The organism is Enterobacter cloacae complex sp. HYC033_NIDB (assembly GCF_056673335.1).
The window spans coordinates 1,437,186-1,459,754 of sequence record NZ_CP115123.1 but is presented as its reverse complement, the minus strand read 5'-3'; the positions used below and the strand labels follow the sequence as shown (position 1 = coordinate 1,459,754).

Genomic DNA, 22,569 nt, shown 5'->3' with positions numbered 1-22,569 from the left:
CTCTGCCTTCCTGTTTTCATTATTTTGATGAGACACAGTAACGCACTTCCCCGGTGGTTCTCAAACGAGAAAAAGCCAGTCACGAGGACTGGCTTGAGTTTGTTTAATAAATATTGCGTTTGCTACGGGCGACGTCGACCCGTAAACAGGCTGACCAGGAACAGAATAATACCGACGACGAAGACAATTTTCGCTGCCCATGCCGCGGTACCCGCCAGTCCACCAAAGCCCAATGCGGCGGCAATTAACGCGATAACCAGAAATATAATGCCCCAACGAAACATAAGCCTCTCCTTTACCATAGTTAATGTCGGCCGCTAAACGTGAGCGCTCAGGTCACTCACCGGCTTTTCCAGAATCGTTTTTATTTCGCCCGCGGTTTTAAGCCTGACGGGCGAATGGTACTGCTTTACTTCGTTTTCAGATCGTTTTTGACGCTTTTCACACCATCAATAGCTTTCGCAATTGACTCGGCACGATCGCTTTGTGCCTGATTCTCAACCGTACCGGACAGCTGGACCACACCATCGGTGGTTTCAACTTTCACCATACGGGATGGCACGATGTCGTCAGCTAACAGTTTAGCTTTGATTTCGCTGGTAGTTGCTGCATCTCCGGCATAGCCCTTCACCGACGATTCTTTGCTGTCACGTACGTGCAGTTTGTCGCTGACGGAGCTTACGCCCTCAACGCCTTTCGCCACTTTAACGGCCTCTTCAGCCTGGGTCTGGCTTTCAACGAAACCGCTCAGGGTGACAACCTTGTTGTCGGTTTTAACAGAAATATCGGTGCTCTTGATGGATTCGTGATCCACCAGTGCGGCTTTCACTTTTGCTGTGATTGAGCTGTCATCCATGAAATTACCGACTTTATTCATAGAGCTATCGATTTTTTCCCCTGCGGTATTGGCGGAATTTTGCGCTTTATCCATGGTGCTGGTTTCCGCCAGAGCAGAACCGCTTACCAGGACACTACCCAACGTTACGGCCAGCAGAGTTTTAGAAATCTTCAGTCTTGTCATATTCATCGATTTATTCCTGTGTTTTGCCCATTATTTGGGCGACATACTTCCCTAATCTTGGTTTTATATATTGCGAATTAACACCGGGGCAAAATGGAGAACCAATGGACATGCATTGAACAGTTAATTCATCCACGCCCGGTGCTAAACACTGAGTTAAATATAGATCACAATCAGAGGGGTGCATTCAGAATTGGGGAAAAAACGAACGAATAGCGAAAAATTGCGGTGAATTAAGAACATTCCGCAAGGGTTTAATAACACAGGAATTAAAGAAGAGCACGGCGGCTGCCGTGCTCTGAAAGGAAATTAATGCTCGCGCGTTTTGCGGAACTGAACATCAGGATAACGTTCCTGCGTCAGGTTCAGGTTTACCATGGTTGGGGCGATATAGGTCAGGTTATCGCCACCGTCCAGCGCCAGCTGAACTTCGTTCTTACGTTTAAATTCTTCGAATTTCTTCACGTCAGAACACTCAACCCAGCGCGCCGTCGCCACGTTCACCGATTCGTAAATCGCTTCCACGTTGTACTCGCTCTTAAGACGGGCAACCACCACGTCGAACTGGAGCACACCCACCGCGCCCACGATCAGATCGTTGTTGGCGATTGGGCGGAACACCTGTACCGCGCCCTCTTCGGAAAGCTGGACCAGGCCTTTCAGCAGCTGCTTCTGCTTCAGCGGATCGCGCAGGCGAATGCGGCGGAACAGTTCTGGCGCGAAGTTAGGGATACCGGTGAACTTCATCATTTCGCCTTGCGTGAAGGTATCGCCAATCTGAATGGTACCGTGGTTGTGTAAACCAATGATGTCACCCGGATAGGCTTCTTCTACATGCGAACGGTCGCCCGCCATGAAGGTCAGCGCGTCGGAGATCACTACGTCTTTACCGATACGGACCTGACGCAGCTTCATGCCCTTTTCGTACTTACCGGAAACCACGCGCATAAAGGCGACGCGGTCGCGGTGTTTCGGGTCCATGTTGGCCTGAATTTTAAAGACGAAGCCGGAGAACTTCTCTTCCTTCGCTTCTACTTCGCGGGTGTCGGTTTTACGCGGCATCGGCTGCGGGGCCCACTCAACCAGACCGTCGAGCATATGGTCAACGCCGAAGTTGCCGAGTGCGGTACCGAAGAAGACCGGGGTAATTTCACCGCTCAGGAACAGCTCTCTGTCGAACTCATGCGACGCGCCTTTAACCAGCTCCAGCTCATCGCGCAGCTGGGCGGCCAGCTCTTCACCGACAGCGGCGTCCAGCTCCGGGTTGTCCAGACCTTTCACAATGCGGACTTCCTGAATGGTGTGGCCCTTACCGGTCTGGTACAGGTAGGTTTCGTCTTTATAGAGGTGGTAAACCCCTTTGAACAGCTTGCCGCAGCCAATCGGCCAGGTGATTGGCGCGCAGGCAATCTTCAGCTCGTTTTCCACTTCATCCATCAGTTCCATCGGATCACGGATGTCACGGTCGAGTTTGTTCATAAAGGTGAGGATCGGCGTATCGCGCAGACGGGTGACTTCCATCAGCTTGCGGGTACGATCTTCAACACCTTTCGCGGCGTCGATTACCATCAGGCAGCAGTCCACCGCCGTCAGCGTACGGTAGGTATCTTCGGAGAAGTCTTCGTGCCCCGGGGTGTCCAGCAGGTTCACCAGGCAGTCGTGATACGGGAACTGCATCACGGAGGTGGTAATCGAAATACCACGCTGCTTTTCCATCTCCATCCAGTCGGATTTAGCATGCTGGCTGGAGCCACGGCCTTTAACGGTACCCGCGGTCTGGATCGCCTGTCCGAACAGCAACACCTTCTCGGTGATGGTCGTTTTACCGGCATCCGGGTGCGAGATAATGGCAAAAGTGCGGCGTTTGGCCACCTCTTGCAGATAAGGAGACAACGTCATAATCAATTCTTCTTAGGTAAGCGCGGCAGCAGGCCGCGCATCATGGAATACGAAAAATGCGGCTATTTTACCCATCAACAGGGGGCAGGCAATCATTGTTTACACAGGAGCTGCTCCAGTTCGTTCAATGATGTAACGGTCCAGGTCGGTTCGATGCCTTCCGGCAGCGTGCGGCCATGCGCATTCAGCCAGACGGTCGACAGGCCCGATCTCATACCTCCCAGAATATCAGATTCTGCCGTATCCCCCACCATCAGCACGCGATCGCGGTCAGGATTGCCCGCTTGCGCCAGCGCATAATCGAAAATACGCGGATCCGGCTTCGGTACGCCCACCTCTTCGGAGATCACCAGCGCGTCGAAATGATCGCGCAGGCCGGTGCGTTCAAGGCGGATCTGCTGAAGCGCGGTAAAGCCGTTGGTAATGATCCCAAGCTTCACCTTCCCTTTCAGCGAATCCAGCAGAGAAACGGCGCCGGGCAGCGGCGCGCAGATATCCGCCATCGCATTCAGGAAGGCCTCGTTCAGCGCCCCAGGACTGACGTTTAACCGTTCAGCCCACACGTCAAAACGCTGATGCTGAAGCTGTAACGCGGTGATGGCTCCGTTCTGGTAATCCACCCACAGCGGTTTGTTCACCGCCTGATAGTCCTGAAAATCTTCCGCGGTGAACGTCACGCTATAGTCGAGAAACATCCGCTGTAGGCCGCCGAACGAGTCAAACGTAAACAGCGTTTCGTCGGCATCAAAGAAAATCCAGTCCCATTTCATCGTTACAACCTTATTTTCGTTATCCAATCGGCAGAGCCATGATAATGGCGTCTTCACGTCCCTCTGCGGTGGGGTAGTAGTTACGGCGGATAGTCGCCTCGTTGAAGCCTAAGCTTTCATAGAGCGCGATGGCGGCGACATTGGACGCGCGCACCTCCAGCCACAGGGTGAAAACGTCACGGGTTTCCAGCTCACGAATGAGGTGCTCAAGCAGTTCCCTGCCCAGCCCGCGGCGCTGGTAAGCGGGATCGACCGCAATATTAAACAGCGTCGCCTCGTCCAGAACGACCTGCGTGATGGCGAACGCAGCCATCGCACCGTCAACGTCCAGGCGGAGATTTAAATAGCGTTCGCCCTGATTGCTGGCAAACGTCTTTTCGCTCCACGGAAAGGCATGGGCGCGGGTTTCAATCGCGAACGCGGTGGTCAGGTCAGCCGTCGTGAGGGAAGAAATCGTGTTCATATTCGCAAATTTGTTGCCATAGCGCGCTACGCGCTTTTGGGTTGGCTTTCAGTTCGTCCAGCGCTGGCGAACTGATCTGGCTTCCTTCAAGAGGTAGCTCGTCCACCGCCCCGATTCGCCAGCTGTTACAGCGGCTGTCAGGGGGAAGCATCGCGACGCTTTCAGGCGCCAGCTGTAATACCTGATCGCGGGTCACCTTCAGGGTGCGAAGGACATCCTCAATCAGGGGCTCGTTCAGGGCAGGCGGCGCTTCTGCCACCATCACCAGGCGGACATGCGCAGGGATGGAGATGGCTATTTCGCCCCGCAACGCCGTCGGGCGACGCAAAGCCCACTGGGTAATGCCCAGCTGCTGCAACTGCCAGTCTCGTCGGGATGTCATAGCGAAAACTCCTGTCTCTCAGGCGCGCAAATATAGCAAATGTGTCGAAACTGCGCCATCTACCTACTATAATCCCCGCCTGAGTTTATTGAGGAACAATTCATGTCTGCATTTACCCCGGCAAGTGAAGTCTTGCTGCGTCACAGTGATGATTTCGAAGAAAGCCGTATTCTGTTTGCCGGAGATATGCAGGATGACCTGCCCGCACGTTTCGACTGTGCTGAAAGCCGTGCCCACACCCAGTACTATCACCACTGGCAGGTGCTGAGCCGCCAGATGGGCGAGCGCGCGCGCTTTAGCCTGGCGGCGGAGCAGAGCGATATTGCTGACTGCGATACGCTCATTTACTACTGGCCGAAAAACAAGCCGGAAGCCCAGTTCCAGCTGATGAACCTGCTTTCTCTGCTGCCGGTCGGCTGCGATATTTTTGTTGTCGGTGAGAACCGCAGCGGGGTGCGTAGCGCAGAGCAGATGCTCGAAGCCTGGGCGCCGCTGACGAAAATCGACAGCGCCCGTCGCTGCGGACTGTACCATGGTCGTCTGGAAAAACAGACCACCTTCGATGCCGACGCCTTCTGGGACGAGTACCAGCTTGACGGCCTGACCATTAAAACCCTGCCGGGCGTGTTCAGTCGTGATGCGCTCGATACGGGCAGCAAGCTGCTGCTGTCCACCCTGACGCCTCACACCAAGGGCAAGGTGCTGGACGTCGGCTGTGGCGCGGGCGTGCTGTCAACGGTTCTCGCCAGCCACTCACCAAAAGTGCGTTTAACCCTGTGTGACGTGAGCGCCCCGGCAGTAGAAGCCAGCCGCGCCACGCTTGCTGCGAATGGCATAGAAGGTGACGTGTTTGCCAGCAACGTCTTCTCCGACGTGACCGGTCGCTTTGACATGATCATCTCTAACCCGCCGTTCCACGACGGAATGGAGACCAGCCTTGAAGCGGCGCAAACGCTGATCCGTGGCGCAACCCGTCACCTCAACAGCGGCGGTGAGCTGCGTATCGTAGCGAACGCCTTCCTCGCGTACCCGAAAGTGCTGGATGAAACCTTTGGCTTCCACGAAGTGATCGCCCAGACGGGCCGCTTTAAGGTCTATCGCACCGTGATGACGCGCCAGGCGAAAAAGTAACCCCCCGGTCCGGCGATGGCTGACGCTGCCATCGCCCATTTTTGCAGCAATCAAAACAACGTGCGCAATTTTCTGTTGACGTAAAGCTGAAAACATCTAGAATGCGCCTCCGTGGTTACGATACTTTTACAGTGTCGATGGTATGCGAAGGTGGCGGAATTGGTAGACGCGCTAGCTTCAGGTGTTAGTGTCCTTACGGACGTGGGGGTTCAAGTCCCCCCCCTCGCACCATAAATCACGTTGATATTGCTCGCACTGGGCGAAGGTGGCGGAATTGGTAGACGCGCTAGCTTCAGGTGTTAGTGTCCTTAGGATGTGGGGGTTCGAGTCCCCCCCCTCGCACCAACGAGGCGATATCAAACCAGTAAGATGACTGTGCGAAGGTGGCGGAATTGGTAGACGCGCTAGCTTCAGGTGTTAGTGTCCTTACGGACGTGGGGGTTCAAGTCCCCCCCCTCGCACCAATTATCTTACATCCCCTCAGCAGTGCCTCCTGTTTTTCCCTTTTATTTCAAACTCATCAGAATCACCAGCAGTCCACTGATTAGCGCAACGCATGATGGCAGCAGCACGTAATGCCGTAACTGTTTGTGCCAGATCATTGCGGATGTCACCAGCAAGCCTGAAACAATCATCGCTTTCCAGACATCAATGGGGAGATCGGCAAACATTAGCCCACCGATAATGGAACCAGGCAGTAATATTCCCCACCCACTTCCCAGCGCTTTGCTCAACATGGTTTCACCTCTCGCACTGATAATGATAACCAGTATCATATGATAGTAATTATCACTTGTCAGCATGCGACGTAAGAAATTGCGCCAGCAATTGCTTTCCCATAATGACAGAGAATGTGTAAGGTGATAAATTGCCCACCTGTTAACTTCCGATAAAGTTTTTCTGATAATAAAAATTCAATTTTGTAGCGCCCAATATTACACAACAACACCTTGCTCATTGTTTTAATTGAGTTTTAATAAAAACGCACGCATATGACATCACAATCCTGGCTGTCTTTAGTCAACAAGAAATATCAGCTATCTTTACGTTTGTTTTTATTTCTGAACGCCGCATCAGCATTGTTCTCGGTAACAAACCCTCTCTATTCCGTGCGTGTGTTATCAGTCCCGCTCTTTGCCGTACTGACTATCAGCACAGGCTTACTTATCTGGCACTGGAAAAACAGCACGCGAAAAATAAATATCCCTGTTGTTTCAGCTATTTTTGGTCTTTTATGGGCCTGGCAGATCGTCTCTAAATTTCTGTTAATCACGCACGATCACGCGACCTATTTAATGATGGCGCTATTAACAGTGCTTTTTATAGGGTCTCTGGCGTTCGCAAGTAATATTAAAGCCTTTACGTTACATTCATTTCCCGCTTTTATATCCTGCCTGTGGCTTAGTCCGTCCGAAAACTGGCTGAGAATGGCCTATTTTTTCGCGCTGCCGGTGGTCGCCATTGGTATCCATCATGTTCTTCAGCGGCGCAATGACCGTTTCGCCCAGGAGCTGCTTTCCGAACTGCTGGAGGAGCGCGAAACCCTGACCGATCTCAGCATGATGGACCCGCTCACCGGCCTATATAACCGTCGCGGGCTGCAAAGCCGGCTGGAGAATCTTCCCAGGCCTGACGCTGGCGAGCACTTCGTGCTGCTGATGGATATCGACCACTTCAAAGCCTACAACGACCATTATGGCCATATGATGGGCGATCAGGCCTTGATCAGGGTCTCGGCTGCGATACGCGACGCCGTGCGCTCACGCGATGTTGTCGCCCGGTTTGGCGGGGAAGAATTTATGGTGCTGTTGAGTAACATCCCGCTGGAGCAAGCGCGACAGACTGCTGAACGCATACGTCAGAAGGTTTACGATCTTAAAATCCCCCATATGTTTAACGAAAGCGTCGCCACTAACGTGACCATCAGCATCGGCATCGCCATGTTCGAAGGTGACGACGTTGAGGGCGCGCTGGCGAAAGCCGATAAAGCCCTCTATGAAGCCAAGCATATGGGACGTAACAGCATTCTGCTGAGCGAAGAGCTTCATACCGCCTGAAACCGCCTTCACAGCGCCAGGATAAAACGCTTGCGCTCGGTTTTATCTATAGTTAGGATTGGCAATCATTATCATTTAGATTTGTAATCCACACTATGGCGACTCGTACCGCACACATCGTTGAGCCCCTGCTCTGGCGAGCTCCACTCTCCGCCGGGGAAACGACGCTTGCGGATGCCATTCGGGAAAAAATTGCCGTAACGCGCGCCCATCTGCTGGATTTCATCAAACTGGATGAAGCACCGCCGCATCATGCTCTGACGCTGACTGAGTGGCAACGTCCTGCGGAGCTGCGGTCACTGCTGGCAACCTATTCCGACCATATTTATCGTAACCAACCTACCCTGACGCGGGAAAACAAACCGCTGTTATCCCTCTGGGCACAGTGGTATATCGGGCTGATGGTGCCGCCTGTCATGCTGGCCCTGTTGACCCAGGAAACGATGCTCGATCTCTCGTCAGAACATTTCCATGTTGAGTTTCATGAAACCGGGCGTGCTGCCTGTTTCTGGATTGATGTACATGAAGATCCGAGCGCGAGACACCTGTCAGCGCAGGCGCGTATGGAACGGCTGATTACAAGAGCGCTGGTTCCGGTCATTGATGCGCTGGAAGCGACGGGAGAGATTAACGGCAAACTGATCTGGAGTAATACCGGGTATCTTATCCACTGGTATTTAACGGAGATGAAGCCGCTGCTCGGCGACGAGAAAGTGGATGCACTGCGTCAGAGCTGTTTCTTTGCCAGACAGCTGTCGGATGGACGGGACAACCCTCTTTACCGCACCGTGGTTCCGCGTGAGGGACTTCTGGTACGTCGTACCTGCTGTCAGCGCTACCGTCTGCCGGACGTGCAGCAGTGTGGCGATTGCACGCTTAAGTAGTCTGGCCCGGCCTGAAACCCGCAGAGAGAGGGAACAAACATTAAAAACGGCAACCTGCGTTGCCGTTTTGCTTTTACCTAAGCGACCTGCTGATTTTCCTCTTCTCCATTACGCTGTGCTTCTTCCGCTTCCTGCTGAAGCAACTGTTTCTCGTACACCTTGAAGAACGGGAAATAGATAATGGCGGAAACGCAGGCCAAAACCAGCACCAGAATGGCTGCACGGAAATCCCAGCCCAGCGCCCAGGCGGCACCAACCGGAGCCGGTGCCGTCCACGGCACAACGGAAATCACGCGGCCAATCAGATCAAACTTCATCGCTGCCCATGCCAGCACGGCATTAACCATCGGCGCCAGCAGGAAAGGAATAAAGAACACCGGGTTCATCACAATCGGCGTACCGAAAATCACCGGTTCATTGATATTGAAAATGCTTGGTACCACGCTCAGACGTCCAATGGAGCGCAGGTGCGCGGAGCGGCTACGCAGATAGCAGAACACCAGCCCCATCGTCGCCCCCGATCCGCCGATAACGATAAAGAACGTCCAGAAGGCTTCCATAAAGATATGTGGCAAAGGCTGGCTCGCCGCCAGCGCGGTCTGGTTCGCCCCCAGGTTTGTCAGCCAGAACATTTGCAGCATCCCGGAGACAATCGCCGCGCCGTGGATCCCGGCAAACCACAGCAGGTGGCCAATCAGCACCGCCAGCAGGATCGCAGGGAGCGAGTCAGCCGCAGAGACCAGCGGTTTGAATATCGACATGATGGCCTGTGGGATCAGCATACCGAACTGCGACTGGATCAGCAGGCTCAGCGGGTATAGCGTGAGCACCACCACCAGCACCGGGATCAGCAGGTCAAACGAGTTTTTGATCATCGGTGGAACCTGGTCTGGCAGGCGGATCCCGATATTGTGTGCTTTCAGGAAACGCATCATCTCAACGCAATAGATCGCCACCAGAATCGCGGTGAAAATACCGGTCCCTCCCAGGCTATCCACCGGTAAAGCGCCTTTGGTTTTAGGGGCGGCGACCAGCAGGAACGCCATCAGCGACAGCATCGCGCACATGAACGGATCCAGCTGATGCGTTTTAACGTAATGTTTGCCCAGGTTGTAGGCAATAGCCGCACAGATATAAAGGGACATCACCCCCATTGTCATATCAAACGGCGTCAGAATTTGACCTTCAAACTGCTTCGCCATATCCAGCCAGGCGCGAGCAAAACCCCAGGTGGTATCAGGCGAAAAAGGCGGGTAAGCGAACACTAATAAAAACGAGCCTACAATCATAAACGGCATCGCTGAGATAAACCCGTCACGAATAGCCATAACGTGACGCTGGGAAGAGATGCGCCCGGCAATAGGGCTGACATAATTTTCAACGAAGCGGAAAATCAGATTAAATGCAGCGTGGTTGGCAGACATAGCAGATCTCCTGTCAGACGTTCGTTTTGGACGCTCTCACGTCACACGTTGTTCCATACATCAGCGTCACAACCTTGCCGGATCGTGTACCTGCGGTACTGCTCAAACGGAATGGTTTCATAATTAGCTCTTATTATTAGATACAGGGGAAGTTACACACTTAGTATTAATCTCTGCATCACGCTCTGCAACCGGTTACTGTAACCGGTTTCCGTGAATGTGAAGGCGATCCAGAAATCGCCCCTGACGGATATTTGTTACTTAAGGGATATTTACAGCGACTAAATTCTTATGACAGATTACGCAGGATATTTGTCAGGAGGAATCAATGAGTTTGCAGTCTGTACAACAGTTTTTTGCCGAACACGCTCCGGATATAGAGATCATTGAGCTTAACCAAAGCACAGCGACTGTTGCCCTTGCTGCTGCCGCGCACAACGTTGAACCCGGCCAAATTGCCAAAACGCTGTCACTGAAAATTAAAAATGACGTGATTCTGGTGGTTGCAAAAGGCGATGCGCGTCTGGATAACAAAAAGCTTAAAGAGACATTCGGCGCAAAAGCCCGCATGCTCAGCAGCGATGAGGTAGTCACCCTGACGGGTCATCCTGTTGGCGGCGTCTGCCCTTTCGGACTGGAAAATCCGCTCTCTGTTTACTGTGACATCACATTAAAACAGTACGCGGAAGTGTTACCCGCAGCGGGTGCCATCCACAGTGCGGTGCGTATATCGCCCGACAGAATGGCGGAGCTGACCGCAGCAAAATGGGTCGATGTCTGCATTTAAACGTTGCGCCAGAAGAACTCTGGCGCACCACTTAACGCTGAGAGAATGAAGGAACGGTGAGAGCTGAACGACGCACTTCCCGGGCAGGGAGATGCGCCAGGATATCCGCCGCATCCAGTAATCCCACGTCAGAATTGACGCCCAGCTTTACCATTGCGTTAAACTTATGCGCCCGGATGGTTTTAATATTGCGTTCAAGCTGCGCCGCAATTTCAGGGATTGAAAATCCCGATGACATATAACGCAGTATTGCCCTTTCGGTTGGGCTTAACATACGATTCTGGCTAACACACCAGTGATTGTACATGTTGTCATTCACCTGATGCGTTTCGCTGAGTAATGTCTCCAGCCCCTCCATTAACTGCTTTAGCGGAACCGATTTACTGATTATCCCATGCAAGCGAGAAGGCGAAAGATGGCTGACCAGCCTCGCCTCCATTTCGTCAGAGGCCAGCACGATACGCTGGACGTCGCTGTGGGTGAAGGTGAGATCCCGTAAACAGGCCAGACAGTTTCTCCGCTCTTCACGCTCATCAGACAGTGAATAGATAGCCGCATAGAATGAGATATCCGAGAGCGCCGCTTTAAAGCTGGCGAATCTGCTAAACAGGTGCACCTGGTAATGGCTCAGGGCGGGCATCGCAAAGAGATGCTTCAGCCCTACAGCGCTCATTGAGCAGCTTTCGATGACGGCGATATGTCTTGTTGCAGTGGTCTTTTCCATTCCTCAAACTCTCCATAAGCCGACATTAAACTGAGTTCTCGCATTCCCTGGGTACTGCTTATCCACGCGTACATATCGGCATTACTGCGAAGTGATAAGCGGCGCATTGCACTGTTTTTCTGTGCACTGATCGTTTTATTACTTTTATTCAGCAGCGTGGCTATTTGGTTGATTCCCCAACCTTTACCTAATAAACGCAACACCTTGCGTTCAGAGTGGGTGAGCGCAATCATTTGCTCACTCTCTTCTTCAATATCGGACGTTTCCGGTATTAATAACGTCTGGCTTATTCGCTCGGCACGTTCACTGCCCGCGCGAATAGCGTTAATAACGCCTTCAAGCGGTTCCATATCCGAAAGCAGCGTGCTTTCCGGACGCATAAGAAGCTCTACTGCAAGTGGATAAAGGGGACGCGAGACAAGGAATATCCAGTGAATGTCCCGATACTGATTCATTAATCCATAATACTGCTCAAGCGTGCCGCGAGGATTACGATACTCACCTGAAATATCGGCAATAACGACCCCAGCGCGACGCAATTGTAGTAGCGTCAACTCCTGCATCGAACGGCAGTACGTTATTTCAAAATCAGGAAAATGACGCGTCATGACGCCACCTAGCCCATTTTGCATAACCGGCACTCTACTAATCACCACTCCGTGTTTACCATTCAATGGCAACATAGACCCTCCCTGTCATAAATTCATTATTTAAGAACGAACTAACCCTACGAGTTTAAACACGCTTGCATCCCTCAGTACAAAACGGCTTAATACTCGCAAATCAGAAGAAATGTCACATGGGTTAAGAAACGCCCAATACTGGCTTAATATCGCATAAAGACCACAAAACTTTAATTAAGATTGCGTGAAAAGATTGAAAATATGAAATTAGAAATACTTAATATATTGTCTTTATAAATCTCTATTTTTATATTCATTAAATAAATAGAAAGTGCGGTTTTCTCCCCCTACTCACGCGACTGATTGCACAAATGTTGATCTGGCCCAGCGCAAAGGGCCCGGCCCTTTGTGTTAAAAGTAAGCAATCTCTCTTCTCTTCAGGGCGTTTCATGCAGGCAGATCGGTCTACGCAACGTGCTACCACGCGGCTATGTATTCAGTGCGGGCTTTTTCTCTTACAACACGGGGCAGAAAGCGCCCTCGTGGAAGAACTTTCCACACGCCTTGGGCTGGCGCTGGGGATGGACAGCGTTGAGAGCTCCATCTCGTCAAATGCCATTGTGCTGACCACCATTAAAGACGGACAGTGCCTGACCTCCACCCGTAAAAATCATGACCGCGGCATTAACATGCACGTCGTGACGGAAGTGCAGCACATCGTGATCCTTGCTGAACACAAGCTGCTCGATCTGAGGGAGATAGAGAAACGCTTCAACCAGATCAAACCTCTCCGGTATCCACGCTGGCTGGTTGTGCTGATGGTGGGACTCTCCTGCGCCTGCTTCTGCAAGCTCAACGCGGGCGGCTGGGACGGCGCTGTCGTGACCTTCTTTGCCAGCAGCATCGCGATGTATGTCCGCCAGTTGTTGACGCACAGGCAACTGCATCCGCAAATTAACTTCTGCATCACGGCGTTCGTGGCGACAACCGTATCCGGCCTGCTTTTGCGCCAGCCTTACTTCGCCAGCACGCCTACTGTTGCGATGGCCGCCAGCGTATTGCTGCTGGTGCCGGGTTTTCCCTTAATCAACGCCGTCGCTGATATGTTCAAAGGCCACATCAACACCGGTCTGGCGCGCTGGGCGATAGCCAGCCTGCTGACGCTGGCGACCTGTATCGGGGTGGTAATGGCCATGACACTCTGGGGGTTACGCGGATGGGCGTGATGGATTTTCTACTCGCACTGGCGCAGGACATGCTCCTGGCAGCCCTTCCCGCCGTTGGCTTTGCGATGGTGTTTAACGTCCCACAGCGTGCATTACCCTGGTGTGCGCTGCTGGGTGCCATTGGCCACGGCTCACGTATGATCATGATGACCTCGGGCTTTAATATCGAATGGTCGACGTTTATCGCCTCCATGCTGGTCGGCAGCATCGGTATTCAGTGGTCCCGCTGGTATCTGGCGCACCCGAAAGTGTTCACCGTGGCGGCAGTCATTCCTATGTTCCCGGGCATTTCAGCCTATACGGCGATGATCTCCGCCGTCAAAATCAGCCACTTTGGCTACAGCGAACCGCAGATGATCCTGCTTCTGAGCAATTTCCTTAAAGCCTCGTCGATTGTGGGCGCGCTCTCCATCGGCCTGTCGATCCCCGGATTATGGCTTTACCGCAAACGTCCACGCGTATAATAAAATCGCTTGCAATTGTATCGTGCGCTATCTATATTCATTTCATGGACGCAAAAACGAACGACACTACCAACGCGCTTCTGCTGGATAACCAGCTCTGTTTTGCCCTCTATTCGGCAAATCTGGCGCTTAACAAGCTGTACCGGCAACTGCTGGCGCCGCTTAACCTGACCTACCCGCAATACCTTGTGATGCTGGTGCTGTGGGAGCAGGATGATATCACGGTGTCAGACATTGGCGAGCGGCTGTTCCTGGATTCCGCCACGCTGACTCCCCTGCTGAAACGCCTGGAAAGCGCAGGATTAATCTTCCGCCAGCGTTCCCGTCAGGATGAGCGTCAGGTCGCCGTCACCCTGAGCGACGCGGGTCGGGCGCTGCAACAGCAGGCCGTGACGATACCCCACGCCGTGGGCTGTGCAGCGCAGTGTGATACCGACACCATGCTGGCGCTCAAGCAACAGCTCGAACTTTTGCGCCAACAGCTTCATCGCGCGTAAGGCTATACTTTACGCGTCTGATTCTAACTTAATACATCGCGCGCTATTTAATAGTGCATATAAACGTAAGATGAGGAACCTGCCATGTCTTTAGAAAAAGTTGTCTACACTGCCAAAGCCAAAGCAACCGGAGGCCGTGATGGCCGCGCAACGTCTTCCGATGGCGTTCTGGATGTCAAACTGGGTGTGCCAAAAGAGATGGGCGGCATGGGGGGTGAAGTAACCAACCCTGAACAGCTGTTCGCTGCGGGCTACTCCGCCTGCTTCCTGGGCGCAATGAAGTTCGTTGCGGCACGCGACAAATTCGCTCTGCCAAAAGACGCCTTTATTGAAGGCGAAGTGGGGATTGGCCCGCTGCCAACCGGTTTTGGTATCGAAGCGAAGCTGAACATCCACGTTGAAGGGATGGACGCAGCGGAAGCCAAAAAACTGGTGGATGCAGCGCATATCGTCTGTCCGTACTCTAACGCGACGCGCGGCAATATCGACGTGACGCTGAACATCATCGCGTAAACTGCCGCCTGTGATTTTAGCCCCGGTAAGCGTAACGCCGCCGGGGAAATCCTCTCCTTTCCTCCCCCTCTCTCTGTGCTACCATAACCCTCAATCACGTCCGTAGTAATCAGTTGAGAAAGTGTTATGTCCTCCAGAATCCTGACTACCAGCATTGCTGGCATTGATGCCTTTATGCGCGATCCTCGCGGTGTGTTGACGCACGCCGAAGGCGGCACGCTCGCGGTATTTGCCGACAACGCCCCGGCGTTTTATGCGGTCACGCCGGAACGTCTGGCGCAGCTTCTGGAAATTGAAGCGAAGCTGTCGCGTCCGGCGAGCGATGTCATGCTGGATAATCAGTTTTTTGACGAACCCGCCAGCGCCCCGGTGGCCGTTCCAATGGGGAAATTTCCCATGTACGCCGGTTGGCAGCCGGACGCCGATTTTCAGCGGCAGGCGGCCTTATGGGGAATAGCCCTCGCGCAGCCCGCGACGCCAGAAGAGCTGGCGGCCTTTACCGCTTACTGGCAGGCTGAAGGAAAAGTCTTCCACCATGTTCAGTGGCAGCAAAAGTTCGCGCGCAGTCTGCAAATCAACCGCGCCAGCAACAATGGCCAGCCAAAACGTGATATCAATGCCTTTTCAGAACCGGACAAAAAAATCCCTGATGGATTCCGAGGTGCGAAATGAAAAACGTCGGCGACCTGATGAAACGTTTGCAGAAGATGATGCCCGCCAACGTGAAGCCCGCCTTCACCACCGGTGAAGAGCTGCTGGCATGGCAAAAAGAGCAAGGTAAAATTCGCGCGGCTGCCCTCGCCCGCGAAAACCGCGCGATGAAAATGCAGCGCACCTTTAACCGCTCGGGCATTCGCCCTCTGCACCAGAACTGTTCCTTCGAGAATTATAAGGTCGAGTCACAGGGGCAGATGAACGCCCTCAACCAGGCGCGCCAGTACGTGGATGAATTTGACGGCAACATTGCCAGCTTCATCTTTAGCGGAAAACCCGGCACGGGGAAAAATCACCTTGCGGCCGCTATCTGCAACGAGCTGCTGCTGCGCGGGAAGTCAGTGCTGATTATCACCGTGGCCGATATTATGTCCGCCATGAAGGACACCTTCAGTAACCGCGAAACCAGCGAAGAACAGCTGCTGAATGATTTGAGTAACGTGGATTTGCTGGTCATCGACGAGATCGGCGTCCAGACGGAGTCCCGCTACGAAAAAGTGATCATCAATCAGATTGTCGATCGCCGTTCGTCGTCAAAACGCCCGACCGGTATGCTGACGAACCACAATATCGACGAGATGACCCGACTTCTTGGCGAGCGGGTGATGGATCGCATGAAGCTGGGTAACAGCCTGTACGTCATCTTCGACTGGGACAGCTATCGCAGCCGCGTCACCGGCAAAGAGTATTAAGATATTTCCAGGGAGCACCGGAAGAGCAGAGGTATATACTGAACCCACTTTTGGCCCAAAACGGACCTTGTTGAGTAAATCATTATGAAAAAACAGTTTCTTATCAGCATCCTTACTGGCGCCCTGCTGGTGACTGGCGCAGCGCAGGCCGCATCATGGCAGGAGTCGCTCTCCAGCGCAGCAAGTGAGTTAACCAAAGAGAGCGGCACTTCCCAGGGCGGGCTGTCAGCCTCGTCCCTCACCGGCCTGCTGAGTAACAGCTCCCAAAGCCTGAGCGCCGGAACGATGAACAACGCGGCGGGCATTCTGGAATACTGCGCGAAGCAGAAACTGGCTTCCGTTACCGATACCGAAAACATCAAAAACCAGGTGCTTGGTAAACTGGGTCTGGACACCCAGGAGCAGAAAGCGGACACCAACTATATGGACGGTATTCAGGGTCTGCTGAACGCGCAAAATGGCCAGCAGCTGAACCTCAGCACCCTTGGAAATTCATCTCTGGCGAAACAGGTGAAAACGAAAGCCTGCGATCTGGTGCTGAAACAAGGCGTTAATTTCCTCTCCTGATCGCCTCCCATTTTCTGCCACAACACGCCGGGTTTATTACGTTAGTCTTACACCGCGGCGTGAAGTGCGTTTTTTTACCCCCTGCCACCACCTCAGCCTCCGTGTGCCACGATGCGACTGTATTCAAAAATCCGATTTTATAAACCAAATCCTAACAACAGCACACTTTCGTGACACTAAAATTGCAGCTAAGCGACATCGCAATTACATTGTATTACCCAAAAAATAAGCAATTAGCCGGCTAATCGTCCGGCATGATGAGGATCTGCTGTTGTCAGAGTTAATGTCCCTTGTCCTTTTCCTGGCTTCCATCGGCGTTTATGCCTGGAAAGCCGGTCGTCACACCTGGTGGTTTGTGGCCACCCTGGTGGTGCTCGGCATTTTTATTGTTTTAAACATTACGTTATATGCCAGCGATTACTTTACCGGCGACGGTATTAACGACGCGGTGCTCTACACGTTGACCAACAGCCTGACCGGCGCTGGTGTGGGTAAGTACATCCTTCCGGGTCTGGGGCTGGTGGTCGCCCTGGTGGGCATCTTCGCCGCGCTGGCCTGGGTTCTGCGCCGTCGCCGTCACCGTCCGCATCATCATGGCTACAGCCTGCTGGCGCTGTGCCTGGCGCTGGCCTCCGTGGATGCCAGCCCGGCATTCCATCAAATTACCGAGCTGGTAAAATCCCAGTCGCGCGATGGCGATCCGGACTTTGCGGCCTATTACAAAGAACCCTCGAAGAAGATCGACAATCCCAGACTCAACCTGGTCTATATCTACGGCGAAAGTCTGGAACGCACCTATTTTGATAACGATGCTTTCCCGAACCTGACGCCAGAGCTTGGCGCACTGAAAAACCAGGGCCTCGACTTCAGCCACACCATGCAGCTCCCTGGCACGGATTACACCATCGCAGGGATGGTGGCCTCCCAGTGCGGCATTCCGCTGTTTGCCCCGTTTGAAGGCAACGCCTCCGCCTCGATGTCGAGCTTCTTCCCGCAGAACATTTGCCTCGGCGATATCCTGAAAAACTCGGGCTATGAAAACTACTTTATGCAGGGCGCTAACCTGCGCTTTGCCGGGAAAGATGTGTTCCTGAAATCCCACGGTTTCGATCACTTGTATGGTTCCGAAGAGCTGAAAACCACGGTGGCCGATCCGGCCTACCGCAACGACTGGGGCTTTTACGACGATACCGTTCTTGATGAAACCTGGAAGAAATTCGAGGAGCTTTCCCGCGCCGGTAAACGCTTCTCGCTGTTTGCGTTGACCGTTGACACGCATCATCCGGATGGTTTCGTCTCACGCACCTGTAAACGTCAGGGCTATGACATTGACGGTAAAAACAACAAGTCGTTCAGCGCCGTGACCTGTAGCCAGGAGCATATCGCGGCGTTAATCGAGAAAATCAAAGCGTCGCCGTATTTCAAAAATACGGTCATCGTCGTCTCATCTGACCATCTGGCGATGAAAAACAGCGCCTGGGATGAACTGAATAAGCTGGATCGCAGCAACCTGTTCTTTGTGCTGCGCGGCGATAAACCGCAGCCGGAGATCATTGCCGCTAAACGTAACTCGATGGATAACGGCGCTACCGTGCTGGATATTCTGGGTGGCGATAACTTCATTGGCCTGGGCCGCAGTACGCTGTCGGGCCAGTCCCTGTCGGAAATCTTCCTCAACATGAAGGAAAAAATCCTCGCCTGGAAGCCGGATATCATTCGTCTGTGGAACTTCCCGAAAGAGATGAAAGACTTCACCATCGATCAGGATAAAAAAATGATCGCGTTCTCCGGCAGCCATTTCCGCCTGCCGCTGCTGCTGCGCGTGTCGGATAACCGCGTCGAGCCGCTGCCGGAAAGCGAATACTCCGCGCCACTGCGCTTCCAGCTGGCGGAATTTGCCCCGCGCGATAATTTCGTCTGGGTCGACAAATGCTACAAAATGGGCCAGCTCTGGTCGCAACAGCTGTCGCTGTCCACCGACTGGTGCGTCTCTCAGGGGCAACTCGGCGGCGAGCAGACCGTGCAACACGTTGACAAACCGCAGTGGCAGGGAAAAACCGCGTTTAAAGATACGGTTATTGATACCGCACGCTATCAGCGCAACGTAGACCTGCTGAAAATCGTCGACAACGACATTCGTTATAAAGCAGACAGCTTCATCTTTAATGTTGCCGGCGCGCCGGAAGAGGTGAAGCAGTTCAGCGGTATTTCACGGCCGGAATCCTGGGGGCGCTGGTCTAACGCGCAGTTGGGCGATGAGGTGAAAATTGAGTATACCCATCCTCTACCGGAGAAATTCGATCTGGTGATCACCGCCAGGGCATTTGGTCCCAACGCAAACCGTCCTATACCGGTGCGCGTCGGTGATGAAGAACAGACGCTGACGCTGAGCAATGACGTCACCACCAGCACGCTGCACTTCGATAACCCAACGCGCAGCAATACGCTGGTCATTGTGCCACCCGATCCGCAGTCCACTAACGAAGGGAATATTCTCGGTCACGCTCCGCGCAAGCTGGGGATCGGCATGGTGGAGATTAAAATTGTGAGCAGCGCTGGCTGATGACGGCGTTCACTCTTCGCCCGACGCGCCTCGACAACGTCGCTGCCCTGCCCGCCATTGAACGCGCGGCGGGGCAGCGGTTTCGCGACGTTCCTGAGCTGGCCTGGCTGGCAGACAATGAGGTTATTTCTGTTGAAGATCACCTCGGTTACGCCGGACGCGGATTAAGCTGGCTGGCGCTGGCTGACGACAGGCCCGTGGGTTTTATTCTCGCCGAAGCTCATCCATCGTCGCTGTTTATTGTGGAACTGTCGGTTCACCTGGACTGGCAGGGACGAGGTCTTGGACGCCAGTTAATCGCCCGTGCCGCCGCGCATGCCCGCAGTCTGGGGCTGAACTCGCTGACGTTAACGACGTTTCGTGATGTCCCGTGGAATGCGCCCTTCTACAGGCGATTAGGGTTTGAAATGATGACGACGCTGACGCCAGAACTGCGCCAGAAACGCGAGGAAGAGACGGCGCACGGTTTAGCGTATGGTTCCCGCTGCGCCATGCGCCTGCCTCTGTAAGATCGCCCGGTGGCGCTGCGCTTACCGGGCCTACAAAACCCAATTCCGCAGCCGCCACCCGGCGAAACGCACAATCCGTAGGCCGGGTCAGGCGTAGCCGCCACCCGGCGAAACGCACATCCCGCAGGCCGGGTCAGACGCAGCCGCCACCCGGCAAAACGCACATCCCGCAGGCCGGGTCAGACGCAGCCGCCACCCGGCGAAACGCACAACCCGTAGGCCGGGTCAGGCGCAGTCGCCACCCGGCAAAACGCACAGCGTCAGAACGTTTCCCAGTTATCGCCCGCGTCTGCGGTCGCCGGTTTACGCGCCACTACCGGTGCGGCAACGCTTTTCGCCGAGGCGAACTCGCGCGCCTTCATCTGTTCCTGCTGAATACGGAACACCGCAACGGCCTGCGTCAGACGGCTCGCCTGCTCTTCCAGTGCCGCGGCCGCCGCCGCAGACTCTTCCACCAGCGAGGCGTTCTGCTGGGTCACGCGATCCATCTCAGCCACCGCCAGCCCAACCTGGTCAATACCGCGGCTCTGCTCGTCAGACGCAGACGCGATTTCGCCCATGATATCCGTCACGCGCGTTACCGCATTCACGATCTCACCCATGGTTTCACCCGCGCTTTCAACAAGCGTTGAACCAATTTCCACGCGCCCCACGGAGTCTTCAATCAGGCTCTTGATCTCGCGAGCCGCCTGGGCGCTGCGCTGCGCCAGGTTTCGGACTTCACCTGCAACCACCGCAAAACCACGCCCCTGCTCGCCCGCACGCGCCGCTTCTACCGCCGCGTTCAGCGCCAGAATATTGGTCTGGAAGGCAATCCCGTCGATCACGCTGATGATATCGGCGATTTTCTGCGAACTGCCGGCGATGTCACGCATGGTCTGCACCACGTTATCCACCACCTTGCCGCCTTTCTGCGCGGTTTCAGACGCGCTCAGCGCCAGGTTGCTCGCCTGACGGGCGTTCTCGGCGTTCTGCTTCACGGTGGCAGTCAGCTGTTCCATGCTGGCGGCGGTCTCTTCCAGAGAGGCAGCCTGCTGTTCGGTACGGGATGAGAGATCGTTATTGCCCATCGAGATTTCGCTCGCACCGCTGTAAATGGCGTTGGCGCCGTTACGCACGTCACCCACGGTACGCACCAGCTCGCCCTGCATATGGCGCAGGGAGTCAGCCAGTACCCCCATCTCGTTGGAGCCTTCCACGTCGATGCGCTTCACCAGGTCGCCGCTGGCGATATGACGAATGCTGTCAATCAGACGGTTCAGCGGCGAAATTAGCGCCTGACGAATACCCAGCCAGACGGCAACAATCACCACCAGCACCGCAGCCAGCACGCTAATCAGCACCCAGATAGCCTGGCGGTAAGAGCTGTTGCTGTCTTCAACCGCGGTCTGATACAGCGCGTCGTTCTGTTGCAGGTAGTTGACGTACTGCTTCTCAAAGCCATCCTGATAGCTCTGGGTCGGCTGGTCGAAGAACTCATTGATTTTGCCCGCCCCCAGCAGCTGGATCAGCTCAGCCAGCGCGCCATGGTAAATATCGTAATTACGTTTGATTTCCAGTGCCGCAGCGTCGCTCTGACGCGGGTCGCGCGGCAGCGCTTCGTAATCCGCCCAGTTTTTTTCCGCCTGTTTCAGAGACGCAGAGGCAATCTGCATCAGCTCGGCGACGGTTGAGCCGCTGCCGATATTGTTCTGATCCATCATATAGCGGATACCCGCGCGGTTCAGGGTGTTACGGGTTTGCAGCAGCGCCACCCAGCTACCGTTCAGGGTGGATTGTTGCTGGCGAATGGTTTGCAGGATGGTGAAATTCTCTTTGTCATGCTTCAGGGCATTGAAGAAAAGACCACCAGACGTGAGTTGTAAAAGGCCAAATATCGCTAAAACCAGCAGTAAGCTGGTGACAATCTTGATTCGGTTTAACATGTTTTCTCTTTCCTCAGGCAGATACAGAATATTCGGCCTGGCATGAGAAAACTTTACGAAAATCATCCTGGAATTTAGGGTTTTTACGCTTCGTCCCTCGCGGCGATATGTCGGTTTCCAAGTTCAATAAACTCTTCCAGCAGCGCCGTGAGCTGCTTCATCTTCTCAGGCGTATATTCCGCCTCAATCTGCTGGTACGCCTCTTCCACCTGAGCCTGAGCACGCTGGTACAGCGCGTTGCCTTCCTTCGTCAGCGACACGTACAGCTTGCGCTGGTCAGTTACCGGTTTTAAGCGCAGCACCAGACCGTCGCGCTCCATCCGCGTCAGAATGCCGGTCAGGCTGGGGCGCAAAATGCAGGTGCGGAACGCCAGATCGTGAAAATCCATGGAGGGATGCTCGGCCAGCACGCGGACGATACGCCACTGCTGCTCGGTCAGATTATGCCGCTTCACTATCGGGCGGAAGTAGCCCATCGCCGCTTCACGCGCCTGCAACAGCGCGATGGTTAATGAGTCATGCATCATCTACCCCTTACATCATTAACAAATAAACAATTAAAAACAGATGCTTTTATAGACAACACGTTTTAACCCAAAAAGTCTAACAGAAACAAAGCTATTTTTTTAACTTATTGATTTAAATATCAATTAACCCTTTTATGTAAATTTATTGTTATTTGCATCACAAATTATTCACTTCTGATTGCGAAACGAACAGCAAAAGCATAAAAC

Annotated in this window: 25 protein-coding genes and 3 tRNA genes; 16 read left to right on the top strand and 12 right to left on the bottom strand. The window is 53.8% G+C overall.

The window, feature by feature from the left end:
- Window positions 1-122 precede the first annotated feature (122 nt).
- The 6 genes from O1721_RS06930 to O1721_RS06905 all read right to left on the bottom strand — a co-directional run bounded on the left by O1721_RS06930 (window position 123) and on the right by O1721_RS06905 (window position 4,535).
- Window positions 123-284: a DUF1328 domain-containing protein gene (locus tag O1721_RS06930; RefSeq protein ID WP_003856556.1), complete on the bottom strand. Its 162-nt coding sequence runs from the start codon at window positions 282-284 to the stop codon at window positions 123-125.
- Between the two features lie 125 nt (window positions 285-409).
- Window positions 410-1,027, bottom strand: a complete 618-nt coding sequence (osmY, locus tag O1721_RS06925) for a molecular chaperone OsmY (protein ID WP_015572610.1) — start codon at window positions 1,025-1,027, stop codon at window positions 410-412.
- Between the two features lie 303 nt (window positions 1,028-1,330).
- The gene (gene prfC / locus O1721_RS06920; RefSeq protein ID WP_006810210.1) at window positions 1,331-2,920 is read right to left on the bottom strand and encodes a peptide chain release factor 3; all 1,590 of its coding nucleotides are present in this window, start codon (window positions 2,918-2,920) and stop codon (window positions 1,331-1,333) included.
- A gap of 92 nt (window positions 2,921-3,012) precedes the next feature.
- Window positions 3,013-3,690 carry a pyrimidine 5'-nucleotidase gene (yjjG, locus tag O1721_RS06915; RefSeq protein WP_017383835.1) on the bottom strand — a complete coding sequence of 226 codons (678 nt, stop codon included), beginning with the start codon at window positions 3,688-3,690 and terminating at the stop codon, window positions 3,013-3,015.
- Between the two features lie 19 nt (window positions 3,691-3,709).
- A complete protein-coding gene (gene rimI / locus O1721_RS06910; RefSeq protein WP_003856565.1) occupies window positions 3,710-4,153 on the bottom strand; it encodes a ribosomal protein S18-alanine N-acetyltransferase in 444 nt (147 codons plus the stop codon).
- Window positions 4,122-4,535, bottom strand: coding sequence for a DNA polymerase III subunit psi (locus O1721_RS06905; protein ID WP_023295888.1), 414 nt, complete (start codon window positions 4,533-4,535; stop codon window positions 4,122-4,124). Before O1721_RS06905 ends, rimI begins: the two co-directional genes overlap by 32 nt.
- A 102-nt stretch (window positions 4,536-4,637) precedes the next feature.
- Here O1721_RS06905 and rsmC point away from each other — a divergent pair, with 102 nt between their 5' ends.
- The 4 genes from rsmC to O1721_RS06885 all read left to right on the top strand — a co-directional run bounded on the left by rsmC (window position 4,638) and on the right by O1721_RS06885 (window position 6,130).
- Window positions 4,638-5,666 carry a 16S rRNA (guanine(1207)-N(2))-methyltransferase RsmC gene (gene rsmC, locus O1721_RS06900; RefSeq protein ID WP_015572609.1) on the top strand — a complete coding sequence of 343 codons (1,029 nt, stop codon included), beginning with the start codon at window positions 4,638-4,640 and terminating at the stop codon, window positions 5,664-5,666.
- Window positions 5,667-5,810: 144 nt separating this feature from the next.
- Window positions 5,811-5,897, top strand: a tRNA-Leu gene (locus O1721_RS06895).
- Between the two features lie 28 nt (window positions 5,898-5,925).
- Window positions 5,926-6,011: transfer RNA gene (locus O1721_RS06890), tRNA-Leu, on the top strand.
- Window positions 6,012-6,043: 32 nt separating this feature from the next.
- Window positions 6,044-6,130: transfer RNA gene (locus tag O1721_RS06885), tRNA-Leu, on the top strand.
- 42 nt (window positions 6,131-6,172) lie between these two features.
- On the opposite strand, the gene O1721_RS06880 is transcribed toward O1721_RS06885, so the two are convergent.
- Window positions 6,173-6,442, bottom strand: coding sequence for a DUF1435 domain-containing protein (locus tag O1721_RS06880; RefSeq protein ID WP_026080652.1), 270 nt, complete (start codon window positions 6,440-6,442; stop codon window positions 6,173-6,175).
- Between the two features lie 216 nt (window positions 6,443-6,658).
- On the opposite strand from O1721_RS06880, the gene O1721_RS06875 reads away from it, so the two are divergent.
- The gene (locus O1721_RS06875) at window positions 6,659-7,723 is read left to right on the top strand and encodes a GGDEF domain-containing protein (protein ID WP_032103055.1); all 1,065 of its coding nucleotides are present in this window, start codon (window positions 6,659-6,661) and stop codon (window positions 7,721-7,723) included.
- Window positions 7,724-7,818: 95 nt separating this feature from the next.
- A complete protein-coding gene (gene fhuF, locus O1721_RS06870; RefSeq protein WP_003856570.1) occupies window positions 7,819-8,607 on the top strand; it encodes a siderophore-iron reductase FhuF in 789 nt (262 codons plus the stop codon).
- 77 nt (window positions 8,608-8,684) lie between these two features.
- Here the strand turns inward: fhuF and O1721_RS06865 are convergent, their stop codons facing one another.
- A complete protein-coding gene (locus tag O1721_RS06865; RefSeq protein WP_003856571.1) occupies window positions 8,685-10,031 on the bottom strand; it encodes a PTS cellobiose transporter subunit IIC in 1,347 nt (448 codons plus the stop codon).
- Window positions 10,032-10,359: 328 nt separating this feature from the next.
- Here O1721_RS06865 and O1721_RS06860 point away from each other — a divergent pair, with 328 nt between their 5' ends.
- Window positions 10,360-10,818, top strand: a complete 459-nt coding sequence (locus tag O1721_RS06860; RefSeq protein WP_003856572.1) for a YbaK/EbsC family protein — start codon at window positions 10,360-10,362, stop codon at window positions 10,816-10,818.
- Window positions 10,819-10,849: 31 nt separating this feature from the next.
- On the opposite strand, the gene bglJ is transcribed toward O1721_RS06860, so the two are convergent.
- Both bglJ and O1721_RS06850 read right to left on the bottom strand, forming a co-directional pair.
- On the bottom strand, window positions 10,850-11,491 hold the full coding sequence (gene bglJ, locus O1721_RS06855) for a DNA-binding transcriptional activator BglJ (protein ID WP_032647169.1): 642 nt from the start codon (window positions 11,489-11,491) through the stop codon (window positions 10,850-10,852).
- A complete protein-coding gene (locus tag O1721_RS06850) occupies window positions 11,488-12,225 on the bottom strand; it encodes a helix-turn-helix transcriptional regulator (protein WP_032647167.1) in 738 nt (245 codons plus the stop codon). Before O1721_RS06850 ends, bglJ begins: the two co-directional genes overlap by 4 nt.
- Before the next feature lie 389 nt (window positions 12,226-12,614).
- Here O1721_RS06850 and O1721_RS06845 point away from each other — a divergent pair, with 389 nt between their 5' ends.
- From O1721_RS06845 to O1721_RS06805, 9 genes are all read left to right on the top strand, one after another.
- Window positions 12,615-13,391 (top strand): threonine/serine exporter family protein, encoded by a 777-nt coding sequence (locus O1721_RS06845; RefSeq protein WP_017383842.1) that lies wholly within the window; start codon window positions 12,615-12,617, stop codon window positions 13,389-13,391.
- Window positions 13,382-13,855, top strand: a complete 474-nt coding sequence (locus O1721_RS06840) for a threonine/serine exporter (RefSeq protein WP_015572605.1) — start codon at window positions 13,382-13,384, stop codon at window positions 13,853-13,855. The genes O1721_RS06845 and O1721_RS06840 overlap by 10 nt, the downstream gene beginning before the upstream one ends.
- 44 nt (window positions 13,856-13,899) lie before the next feature.
- A complete protein-coding gene (locus O1721_RS06835; protein WP_015572604.1) occupies window positions 13,900-14,352 on the top strand; it encodes a MarR family winged helix-turn-helix transcriptional regulator in 453 nt (150 codons plus the stop codon).
- Between the two features lie 84 nt (window positions 14,353-14,436).
- Complete coding sequence (locus O1721_RS06830; protein ID WP_003856578.1) at window positions 14,437-14,865, top strand: organic hydroperoxide resistance protein; 429 nt, start codon at window positions 14,437-14,439, stop codon at window positions 14,863-14,865.
- 126 nt (window positions 14,866-14,991) lie between these two features.
- On the top strand, window positions 14,992-15,537 hold the full coding sequence (dnaT, locus tag O1721_RS06825; protein ID WP_003856579.1) for a primosomal protein DnaT: 546 nt from the start codon (window positions 14,992-14,994) through the stop codon (window positions 15,535-15,537).
- Window positions 15,534-16,271, top strand: a complete 738-nt coding sequence (gene dnaC / locus O1721_RS06820; RefSeq protein ID WP_003856580.1) for a replicative helicase loader DnaC — start codon at window positions 15,534-15,536, stop codon at window positions 16,269-16,271. The genes dnaT and dnaC overlap by 4 nt, the downstream gene beginning before the upstream one ends.
- Before the next feature lie 84 nt (window positions 16,272-16,355).
- Window positions 16,356-16,838, top strand: coding sequence for a YjjA family protein (locus O1721_RS06815; protein ID WP_015572603.1), 483 nt, complete (start codon window positions 16,356-16,358; stop codon window positions 16,836-16,838).
- A 271-nt stretch (window positions 16,839-17,109) separates the two neighbouring features.
- Window positions 17,110-19,401: a phosphatidylglycerol--membrane-oligosaccharide glycerophosphotransferase gene (gene opgB, locus O1721_RS06810; protein ID WP_032647163.1), complete on the top strand. Its 2,292-nt coding sequence runs from the start codon at window positions 17,110-17,112 to the stop codon at window positions 19,399-19,401.
- Window positions 19,401-19,910 (top strand): GNAT family N-acetyltransferase, encoded by a 510-nt coding sequence (locus O1721_RS06805; RefSeq protein ID WP_015572601.1) that lies wholly within the window; start codon window positions 19,401-19,403, stop codon window positions 19,908-19,910. The genes opgB and O1721_RS06805 overlap by 1 nt, the downstream gene beginning before the upstream one ends.
- Before the next feature lie 260 nt (window positions 19,911-20,170).
- Here O1721_RS06805 and tsr read toward each other — a convergent pair whose 3' ends face one another.
- Window positions 20,171-21,835, bottom strand: coding sequence for a methyl-accepting chemotaxis protein (gene tsr, locus O1721_RS06800; RefSeq protein ID WP_017383845.1), 1,665 nt, complete (start codon window positions 21,833-21,835; stop codon window positions 20,171-20,173).
- Window positions 21,836-21,918: 83 nt separating this feature from the next.
- Complete coding sequence (gene hpaR / locus O1721_RS06795; RefSeq protein WP_017383846.1) at window positions 21,919-22,359, bottom strand: homoprotocatechuate degradation operon regulator HpaR; 441 nt, start codon at window positions 22,357-22,359, stop codon at window positions 21,919-21,921.
- Window positions 22,360-22,569 lie beyond the last annotated feature (210 nt).